At 58.9% G+C, this 9795-nt stretch carries 8 protein-coding genes and 2 pseudogenes; 2 read left to right on the plus strand and 8 right to left on the minus strand.

The window, feature by feature from the left end; all coding sequences use genetic code 11:
* Positions 1–275: 275 nt before the first annotated feature.
* Complete coding sequence (locus EOA33_RS01650) at positions 276–587, minus strand: hypothetical protein (protein WP_206437555.1); 312 nt, start codon at positions 585–587, stop codon at positions 276–278.
* A gap of 1174 nt (positions 588–1761) precedes the next feature.
* Here EOA33_RS01650 and EOA33_RS01655 point away from each other — a divergent pair.
* Both EOA33_RS01655 and rpoN read left to right on the plus strand, forming a co-directional pair.
* Positions 1762–2295, plus strand: a complete 534-nt coding sequence (locus EOA33_RS01655; RefSeq protein ID WP_029356553.1) for a peroxiredoxin — start codon at positions 1762–1764, stop codon at positions 2293–2295.
* A gap of 68 nt (positions 2296–2363) precedes the next feature.
* Positions 2364–3797 carry an RNA polymerase factor sigma-54 gene (rpoN, locus tag EOA33_RS01660; protein WP_126063822.1) on the plus strand — a complete coding sequence of 478 codons (1434 nt, stop codon included), beginning with the start codon at positions 2364–2366 and terminating at the stop codon, positions 3795–3797.
* Here rpoN and EOA33_RS01665 read toward each other — a convergent pair.
* The 7 genes and pseudogenes from EOA33_RS01665 to EOA33_RS01690 form a co-directional block, all read right to left on the minus strand.
* Positions 3794–4420, minus strand: a complete 627-nt coding sequence (locus EOA33_RS01665) for a nitrogen fixation protein NifQ (protein WP_029356557.1) — start codon at positions 4418–4420, stop codon at positions 3794–3796. The two genes, rpoN and EOA33_RS01665, sit on opposite strands and share 4 nt — an antisense overlap.
* Entirely contained in the window at positions 4407–5459 is a 1053-nt protein-coding gene (locus tag EOA33_RS01670; RefSeq protein ID WP_024505249.1) for an LLM class flavin-dependent oxidoreductase, read from the minus strand. Before EOA33_RS01670 ends, EOA33_RS01665 begins: the two co-directional genes overlap by 14 nt.
* A gap of 138 nt (positions 5460–5597) precedes the next feature.
* Complete coding sequence (locus EOA33_RS01675) at positions 5598–7199, minus strand: SDR family oxidoreductase (RefSeq protein WP_063169384.1); 1602 nt, start codon at positions 7197–7199, stop codon at positions 5598–5600.
* Between the two features lie 148 nt (positions 7200–7347).
* Positions 7348–7935 carry a nuclear transport factor 2 family protein gene (locus EOA33_RS01680; RefSeq protein ID WP_126083656.1) on the minus strand — a complete coding sequence of 196 codons (588 nt, stop codon included), beginning with the start codon at positions 7933–7935 and terminating at the stop codon, positions 7348–7350.
* Between the two features lie 138 nt (positions 7936–8073).
* A pseudogene (locus tag EOA33_RS40175) lies at positions 8074–8196 on the minus strand (ferredoxin); the annotation flags it as partial.
* A gap of 29 nt (positions 8197–8225) precedes the next feature.
* On the minus strand, positions 8226–9404 hold the full coding sequence (locus tag EOA33_RS01685) for a cytochrome P450 (RefSeq protein WP_164759124.1): 1179 nt from the start codon (positions 9402–9404) through the stop codon (positions 8226–8228).
* 265 nt (positions 9405–9669) lie between these two features.
* Positions 9670–9795: pseudogene (locus tag EOA33_RS01690) on the minus strand (IS481 family transposase); the annotation flags it as partial.

Here is a 9795-nt window from a genome sequence, read left to right on the forward strand (position 1 = left end):
CCTGTCCCATCGTCTCAGATCGTGAGGCGCACCTTATAGTCGGTGAGGAGATCTTGCAGGGTCAGGTTACGCCCTAGCGCTTAAGGTTGTTGGTCGCACCGAGCAAGCGCGGGACCTGTCGACGGACAACAGCGGTGCCACTGCCGGCACTAGGTCGTCCAGCATCGCAGTGAACCGCGTACGTAGTATTTTGTCGTAGGCGGCATTCTGGATAGCCGGATACGGGCTCTTCACCCGCTGCACCACCGATTGCGGGATGATGTCGCGAGAAACATTCACGGATTTCGTGAAAAAAGTGTACCCGCCGAAGAGCCCCACTCGCGGGGGCGGTGCAGCACCACCTCGGTGTCACTGCTCGTGTTCATGCGATGGACTAGGCCGGCCAGCTGTTGACGCAGCTCGCGGTAGTTGTAAGTCTCACCCGTGTAGACGAGCACCAAGTCAGGTCGGCCATCCTCCTGGAGCATCCTCGGCTGACGGCCGCCCTGGATATCGATGATTGCCAGGCGGTGGTGTCCCAGCGCCGCAGGCCCGCCGATCCAAGTCCCCTCGTCGTCCGGACCGTGGTTCGCTATGGTGGCCGTCATATCGGCAAGCTCCCTTCGCGCATCGGGACCTCCGAGGTCTCGATTGAAGTCGATCCATTCACAGATGCCGCACAGGTTATGTCGCCGCATTTGGGGCGAAGCAGATATAAGGCCAGTGGGAAACCATCGAGGCAAAGTGACGGATCTAGCCCAGCTACGATCCGCATCCGACATTGTCGGACATCGGACAGCACCGCGATTCGCTGCATAGGAAGCCTGGAGTCGCGATTTCCCTTGGGGGAATCAGCGCATGAAAGGAGAGCTGGGTCGTGTCTGCCGAAATGAGAAATTGCTCCCCCTTATTGCCTCACCGAGGAATGTTACCCAGCGCGATAGACGGACATGCCCTACCTCCCCCCGTTGCAGCTGAGGGAGATAGGGGCCAGCTCTTCATTCAACCCTCATGGAGGATGATCAGCCCAGCCATTTCCATGCGCCGGCCTTCACAAGCCGTGCACCATTCAGGTTCTTTTCCTTGAAGCGCGACGATCCTTGTCAGACGTCGCAACACTTGCTGCCGAGAGCACGAGCTCTTCCTCGAGCATGCCTTGATCTGCGCCTCGAACGGCTCGCACATGCTGGGTTTCAACGACTTCGCAGAGGTTGATATTCTGCAGTGACTTCGTCTCGCTGCTGCACGGCATTGACGCTGGGAGCCATGCTCGCGTGGCGCAATTGTGCTGAAGCCGGTGCCCACGGCAACGTTTCTTAACCCGCCCCAGATCCTGGCGTTTGGCTATTTCCGACATTCGTGTCCGGCTTCGGACAAAGGCCGGGTTTGCCGAACGGAGTCGCACCCAATTTCCAGTGCTGCTTGAGCAATAATATCGACCGGCATTACTGCACAACACGAAAGTTGCTGCAAAAACCGAAGTGAACCCAAGGCATCGGGTCAATTGGCATGGCGCTTGCGACTCGGTCGATAGAACGCAGTCAAAATCACGGTTGCAGACCATGCCTACCTCTCAAAGCTCGATAAAGCACGCGAGCGAAATTCCCCGTCTCCGCGGAAGCTCGTCGCCTTTAAACGTGCCTGCTCGGGGGCGGTCTTGCACAAGACCGGTCCGAGGCAACCACGCCAAGGCGCGAGGCTGCCGGAACTGTCGACCGAAGTCGATGCCGCTTCAGTTTAACCGAAAAATGCACCGTACCACTTTGGCCTGGGAGCAAATCAATGACCGACAGAAAGAACGTTCCTCTCGTGACCTTTCGCACGCGTGTTCGCGATGAGTCGATCGGGGGGCCAAATCCTTATCGGTGGGAGAACAAGACCTCCGACGATTATTTCGGGGGCAAGCGCGTCATCCTGTTCTCGCTGCCTGGCGCCTTCACCCCGACCTGCTCGACCTTCCAACTGCCCGATTTCGAAAAACTCTATGATCAATTTCTGGAACTGCGAATTGACGCGATCTACTGCGTCTCGGTCAACGATGCTTTCGTCATGAATGCGTGGGGAAAGTCCTTGGGGCTGCAGAAGATCGAGCTGATCCCAGACGGGTCGGGCGAGTTCACGCGCAAAATGGGCATGCTGGTCGCGAAGGACAATCTGGGCTTTGGCATGCGCTCCTGGCGATACGCCGCTCTGATCGACGATGGCGTGGTGGAGCAGTGGTTCGAGGAGGAAGGCTTCTGTGACAACTGCGAGACGGACCCCTATGGCGTTTCATCCCCGCAAAACGTTCTCGACAAACTGAAGGCGGCGGCATGACCCAGAAGTGGCAAGTCTCACACAACCCAAGCACACACTAGAGCATCCTCGGCAGATTACGGTTCAACATGCATCTCTCAGCAAGCCTGCTTCAACGCCAGAAGCAACGTATGGTCTTATCGCCTCAAGCCATTGAAGCTATTCGCTTGCTGCGATTGACGCATACTGAACTCCATCAGCTCGTGCAGCAGGCACTCGAGAGGAACCCCGTTTTGAAGCCTGACCCGTTTGACGACGATTCGCCGCTGTCAGGGGTGGATCAGCGGAGCAGTCAAAGCAGAAGCGAAATCGGCGAATCGCCCATTGGCGGGCCGTCTGGCGGGCGCGGGCAATGGAAGTCGCAACGCAGTAGCGGCAACGATCGACCTGCCGTCGAGGAGTTTACCGCCCACACCGAAACATTGCACGACCATGTCGCCCGCCAGGTCGCCCTCACCCCGTTCACCCCCCAGGAGCGGCTGATTGCCGGACAGCTCGCCGCCCATCTGGAGGACACTGGCTATCTTCAGGTAAACCTTTTCGATCTGGCCAGGAGGTTAAACGTTCGGCAAGCTGATGTGGAACGGGTCATCGGAATCTTGCAGCAATTTGATCCGCCGGGGATTTTTGCGCGAACTCTCAGCGAATGCCTGGAGATTCAGCTGCGCCAGCAAGACCGGTTCGACCCGGCTATGGCAGCTTTGGTCGCCAATCTCGAGATGCTTGCACGGGGGGATTTTCAGGGATTGAAGCAGCGTTGCGGAGTCGACGAGGAGGATCTCCTCGACATGAGGAACGAAATCCGCGCGCTCGATCCCAAGCCTGGAGACCGGTTCCAGTCCGGGACGCCGGAAACCATCGTACCGGACGTCTGGGTAATGCCCAAGTCCGAAGGTGGATGGCGGGTGGAGCTTGATCCGGCCACGCTGCCCAAAGTGTTGATCAACCACACCTATGTCGCCGAAATCTCGCAGCTGACCAATCAAAATCCGGAAGGCAAAGCGTTTCTCGACCATTGCCAGGAAAAAGGGAACTGGCTGATCAGCTGCCTCGAGCAGCGCGCTAAGACGATCCTTAAGGTTGCGACCGAAATCGTGCGCCAGCAGGATGCCTTTTTTACACACGGCGTCGCCCATCTGCGGCCTCTCTGTCTCAAAAATGTCGCTGACGGGATCAAAATGCACCAGTCGACGGTAAGCCGGGTGGCTTCGAACAGGTACATGTTAACTCCGCGCGGGGTGTTCGAGCTGAAGTATTTTTTCACAGCGACAATCGCATCCTGCGAGGGCGGCGACGCGCACTCCGCCAAATCTGTCCGCCATCGGATCAAGGCAATCATCGCCGAAGAATCGCTCGACAAGGTACTTTCCGACGAAGACATCGTTGCTCAGCTCAAGCAGACCGGCATCAATGTCGCTCGCCGTACCGTCACCAAATATCGCGAGGCGATGAACATCCCTTCCTCCATACTACGGCGCCGCGATAAGCGTTTGTCCGCAGCTGCGATCAAGCGAAGTGACTAACCGGCATTCCTGGTCGGCGAGAGGCGACTCTCAACTTCCTCCGGGCCGAAGCAGCTTTCGAAGTCCTGGCATTCCCGACAACTGGGTGCAGTGCATGACGAAAAGCCTTCGGCCTCACACAGCTTGCGGTAAAAGTACTTTTTCCATTTCATGTTTTCTGTGTTGCCTGCCGCCAGCGCGGGAAAATGTCTGGCAAGCAGGCGGCTGAGCTCAGCGCGATTTGAGAGGCCAAGATCCCGCCAAAGATGGTCCGTGCGCATCGCACGCCGGGCGATGATCTTGGCCAAGCGGCCGCTCGCCGGGTCGGCCGGCGCAGCATGCGCTAGCAGCAGCCGGCGTAGCAGCTCCTCTTCCAGTTCCGGCTCGGGCTCGCTCAACTCCTCCAAAGCGAATACGCTGCTGGAGGTAGACGGGAAAGTTGCGGCCAAGACATCACGCAATTCGACAGACGAAAGGCCTGTCCCCTCCGTCGCCAACACCTCGCCCGCCTGGACCTCCTCAAGCGAACGTGAATGTACGCAGGGCAGCACATGCTGATCGAAGCTCCTCCCTAGCTCGGACCCACGCCATTGCGCGCTGGATAGGCAGCCATCATCGTAACGGCCGGCTTCAGCTTCCGGCATGACAAAGCGCCTTGTTGACCGCAGGGATGATCTTGTCGCCCCAGAGCTCGATCTGGCGCAGCATCGTCTTTTGGTCGAAGTCGCCCAATTGAGTCTGAACTGCGATCTGGTCCGGTTTCAAGATATCGATCTCTTCCAGCAGGCGATCAATCACGCGATTTACGCTGCCAATCGGCAAATTTTTGCGCATGGTCTCGAAGGACAGATCCTGCTGGGTCGGTGTCTCCTGCAGCAGGTAGCCATCGTGGCTCTGTTGGCGGCGCTGATGCAGGGCTTCAGAAAGCCGGCGCTGGAAGCGGGCATTGTCGAGATAGCTGTTGATCTCCAACTCGTCGTGGCTGGCATAGCAGCAGCGCAGCAGCGATATCTTGACGTCGGTGACGTTCTTTTCCTCGGATGCCGCCGCCCTCTCGACTGATTCACGCAGTGTGGTCAAAGTCTCTAAGCCGTCGTGGAAGGCTGTGACAAAAAAATTGTGCCCCTCGCGGTAGGCCCGAGCCATCCGTGCGGCTCCGCCAGCGATCCAGATAGGCGGCGTCGGCTGCTGGACTGTGCGGACCGAAATCGCTGTTGGGGGGATCTTCTCATACTGGCCGTCGTGTTCGAAGACGTTTTGGTTGAGGCCCTTGAGAATGATGTCCAGGTATTCCGAAAAGACGGCCGGCGCCTCATCGATGTCCACGCCGAACCGTTCGAACTCGAACTGCTGGTATCCCAAGCCTACGCCGAGCTCGAGACGGCCGTTCGCAACGATGTCGGCGAAGCCGATCTCGGACAGCAGGCGCTGCGGTTGGTAAAGCGGCAGCACGCAGACGGCAGTGCCCAGGCGAATCGTGCTTGTCAAGCCGGCGCAGTGCGCCACCATCATCAGCGGGGATGGTATGAGGCTGTAATTGTTGAAGTGGTGCTCAGCAAACCACGCGGTGTTGAACCCAGCCTGCTCCGAAGCGACGGCCTGTTCGATGGAGTTGCGGATGACGCTTTCTGAGGATTGGTGATAGCCACGCTGGGCGGCCAGAATGAAAGTGGCAAATTCCATGATTTCTCCTCGTTATAGACACGTCAGCCGACCGGGAATGTGCTCGGCATGCACATGCTTGGATCTCAAGCACCTCAGGTGCGTCGTGGAGCCGAGGCTTCATAATGCTCGGCCGGTCGCCCTGCGAAGGCCTGGCAATTAACCTGCGGCCTCCGCAAAACATTCGTCATAGAGTTCGCTGGCGTTTCCCGCATCACCGAACGAGGTCCAGCCGCCGTCCACGTAGAGGATCGAGCCGTTGATGTATGAGGCGTCAGACGAAGCAAGGAAGAACGATGCATCTGCGACGTCTTCTGGCCGTCCCATCCTGCCCATGGGGATGCGTCGTCCGATTGCTGTCAGGTCGATGCGGCCGGCTTTGGCCAACTGAGCAAGTGCGGGCGTGCGGATGTGGCCAGGAGCGACGGTGGCTGTCCGAATTCCGACCGGCCCGAGTTCGGCCGCCATGCAACGGGTCAGCATATCCATCCCCGCCTTGGAGGCGCCGTAGGCATGGCGCGGCGCGAACGGCAGAAAGCTGTCGATCGACCCGAGATTGAGGATCACGCCGCCCGGGCGCATAGCCTTGATCGCTTCGCGCGCGCAGGTGAAGGCGCCGGTAAGGTTGACATCCAGGACGTGTTCGAGCTGTTTCGACAGTTGCTCGATCGCAGGCACAATCCTGTCGGCGGTATCAGCACTATTGACCAGAACATCGATATACCCGAAGCGTCCCCTCAGTTCTTCGAACATCGACACCACATCGCTCTCGACGGCCACGTCCAGCGATTTCGCCAGATGCTTGCCGGGGAGCGATGTAGCCAGCTCTGCCGCTGCAGTGCCATCTTTATCAGCAATCACGACGGTGTCGCCGTTCGCGGCAAAGCGGCGAGCGACGGCCGCGCCAATGCTTTTTGCGCCACCGGTGACGAGCACGATTCGCGCATCTGTGCATTCGGCCGGACAGGAGAGCTCGGCTTGGAGCGCACCATCCACCGGCGGGTGAGCATCCCCCGGCTGGTTGAATGACATCCAGCCTCCGTCGACTGCCAGCACCGAGCCGGTGATGTAGCGCGCCTGCGTGCTGCTCAGAAAACGCACGACCCTGGCGATCTCGTCGGGGCGAGCCAAGCGCCCCATCGGCACGCGGCGGCGTATCGCCGCGAGGTCCATTTTGCCAGCGCGTGCCAGTTCTGTGACCATTGGGGTGCGGACGGAGCCCGGCGCCACCGCCGTGACGCGGATTCCTCGCATAGCCCACTCGCATGCAAGGGACTTTGTCAACGAGATCACGCCAGCTTTCGAGGCTGCGTAGGCGTTGCGCCTGGGATTGCCGACCACGCCCGCCATCGAAGCCACATTGACGATCGCACCGCCCGGCTTCATGCGCCGCGCCGCTTCCCGGGCCATAACGAATGGCCCAATAAGGTTCACTGTCACGCCGCGTCGGAAGGTATCGACAGCGGTGTCGATGATCCTATCCATCGTGGGTCCAACCGCCGCATTGTTGATGAGGACATCGATTTGCGCGAACCGTGCTTCGACCTGGCCGAAAAGTGAGAGCATGTCCTTCTCTCGCGACACATCGCACTCCAGACCGACGTGCGGCGACCCGAGATCCCGAGCCAGTTCAACCACACCACTGCCCGGAAGGTCCACCGCAACTACAGTGTCTCCGTCCGCGGCAAGGATATCGACCAGGGCACGGCCGATCCCGCCCGCAGCGCCTGTGATGATTACGGTGCGTGCTGCCAGTTTCACGAGAGCTTCTCCACGATGACCGCTTGTGATCTCAGCCCATCAACCTTGGGCGGAATGAAGGGCCGAGCCAAATCGTTGCAGTGACCGCCAGTTGCGGCCCCACACAGATGTCGTTCCCGTAGGGCGCTCATCCTCCATTTCTACCCACTTATGCAGCTCCCAGTTGGGGACCCTCGACGCCATCTTGGTCGGTGGGGATGTGACCCTTGAGCAACTGGTAGATGGGATCGTCTGGATGTTGTGCTCCAATCGGCTGTCGCCGGCCGAACCTATCTGCCTCAAGAATCGCTGGCGGGATTTGCTCCTCAACCCAATCGTAGACGACTGTCCGTTCCGCAATTCGCCACTCGTCCTGCCTCTTCTGAAACAGATCGCAGTAACGGCCGCAAAGCAGCGTCTGACGTATTTCTTGGTCTGTATCCGGTCCGCGTTGCAGCGCGGTGAAATAGCTCTCGACCGCGGCCTCTGCTGAACTGATGAAGTCGATCAGGCTGTTCGTGATTTGATGGATGTTACGGTGCCCCGGCAGACCGAGAGCAAATTGGATGAAGTCCTCTGCCGGTCCGCAATAGGGACCGTGCCTGTCATACGCTTCGGGCCAGTATGCGCTACGCAGCGCCGCCTCATCGGCGCGGTCTATCCCGCGGCAGTACCGATACAGGCAGTTGCGGATCGCCTCTCGGTCACGCAGTTCGGTAATTTTCGCGTGGTCGACAGGGTCTGTCGCGAATTGTATGATTGTTTTATCCTTCCCGATGCCAGTCTGCACTTTGCGTGTGTCTCTCTCTACAACTGAGTTAGCGGGGGGCTCGTCAACTTCCAGAGCTTGTTCGGGGCAGGCTCGTACCCCTTTTGAGGCAAGCAGTTGCTCCCCATCGGCAACATCAATATCACCGGGCAAGATGTAGCCGGCGTCATCAAGCTTGAAGACTCTCGGCGCCCGCGCCCAGCAGCGCGCATGACCCTGGCATCTGGCTTTATGTACGACGACACGCATAGCGAACTCCAATGTCGTTGGCTGAAACTTCAGGACCAGTCCAGGATCAGATTCTCGATCCCGAACACATGGCCGCCGAAGGTGATAGGTTCAGTCCCTGTCTTGATCCGAAAGGCTGGGATGCGCGCCAGCCACTCCTCCAGGCCAATGACAATCTCCCGCCGGGCAAGGTGTGAGCCAAGACAACGATGGGGACCATAGCCAAAGGCAGCGTGCCGGTTGTCCTCGCGCGCCAGATCGATCTCATTCGGGCATTCGAATTCCGCCGGGTCACGATTGGCAATCATCGTGGCACAGGAAACATAGTCTCCCTTGCGGATCGGCGCGCCTTTGAAGTCGACATCCTTCGTTGCCACTCGGATCATCTGAATGGTCGAATAGGCGCGCAGCAATTCTTCCGCAGCGACGGCAATCCGGTCCGGTTCGCTTCGTAGCAATTCCTGATCTTTGGGGTTGCGCGCGAGATGGGCCAAGTCGAAGCATATGGCTGCTGAGACCGTGTCGAGTCCCGCGACGAACACAAGCACGCCGATGCCACGGACTTCTTCGTCACTGAGCAGACGACCCTCGACCTTTGCCTTCACGATGAAGGTCATGAAATCATCGACCGGCTCCTTGCGGCGCTCGGTGGCAAGTTCGTCGATGAAGGCCACGATCGTCCGGGCTGCGGGTGGTCGTTGCTCCTTATCGCCGTGGAGCAGATCTCTAGCCCAGCCGACAAATGTTTCTAGTCCGTTGTCCGAAAGCCCAATAAAGCGAAGGAAGATATTGACCGCGAACGGAACTGCAAAATCCTTCATGATGTCGCAGCTCGTGCCTGATGCGGCGATCCTGTCGATCAGCTTGATCGCTCGTTCCCGGACAGCCGGCTCCAATGCCATTACCCGCTTTGGCGAAAGCAGCGGATTGAGCAGTGAGCGAAAAACACCGTGGAATGGCGGATCGAGCTCAAGCGGGATCATCGGCCAGCTCTCGCCGAGCACAGAGGCGAAGATGCTGCGATGGCTGGAAAACGTTTCGGTGTCCTGCAGCACCCGGCGCTGGTCGCTCGCGCGAGTGATGACCCAGGTACCCCGACCGTCGCGCGTGTTGCTGGTTGAATAAAAGATCGGAGGCCCGGCATGAACGCAAGCAACCGCTGCATGCGGATCCCCGTTAGCGGTCGGCAACATGCCGGGCGACGTAAACAGGCTGAAGTCCCTCACCATTTCGGGCGGGACATGATCTGGAACCGGCCGCGATTTAACCGCGCCAGAATCGAGAGACCGTTCATGAGATGCTGTCGGCATTTGCATGCAATCGTTGGTGCAAGCTCCGTGCCGAATTCGTCTTTCGATAATCCTTGCCGTTTGCTGGGCAACAGGTGGCGCCTGCGCTGACTTGCTGGTCGGGATTGCAACATTCTTGTCCAGCGTCGGACACAGAATGTAGAAAGCTAGACACCGACTTGGAGCAACTCAACTGGTGGGATCGCTAGCTGTGGAGCCTCAACAGGTTGTCCTCGGTTAGAGCGAGGCGACTGATAGGTGTTTTGGACTTTAGGCTCCCGTGGGGACGGTGCCAATTGTATCTGTGCAGCCAGACCGGCAACTCTGCGGC

Source organism: Mesorhizobium sp. M4A.F.Ca.ET.050.02.1.1, from assembly GCF_003997725.1.
In the GTDB taxonomy this organism is placed as follows: domain Bacteria; phylum Pseudomonadota; class Alphaproteobacteria; order Rhizobiales; family Rhizobiaceae; genus Mesorhizobium.